This is a genomic window from Cupriavidus sp. D384 (genome assembly GCF_001652915.1).
GTDB lineage: Bacteria > Pseudomonadota > Gammaproteobacteria > Burkholderiales > Burkholderiaceae > Cupriavidus.
In genome coordinates, this window is sequence record NZ_BBQI01000118.1 from 1 (window position 1) to 206 (window position 206).

The following is a 206-nucleotide window of genomic DNA, read 5'->3' on the forward strand; positions in this document are numbered from 1 at the left end:
GTGCTCTTGCTCTTGCTGGTGCCGAAGGACAGCGTCACCGCCGTGCCTGCCGGCCCCTTGCCATCGGCCAGGCTCTTCATGGCGTCGCCTGCACCCATCGCCGCGTCATACGCGTCGCGGCCGGCCGCAATGCCCCACAACGCCGACGCACGGCCGTCCTGGCTCTTGCTTGCCGAACTGATCTTCTGGCCCGCGTTGATCGCCGA

General features: G+C 68.4%; 1 protein-coding gene. It reads right to left on the minus strand.

The window, feature by feature from the left end; translation table 11 throughout:
• Positions 1-206, minus strand: a 206-nt coding sequence (locus A9J21_RS32105; RefSeq protein WP_197497579.1) for a hypothetical protein, incomplete at both ends; no start/stop codon positions are given.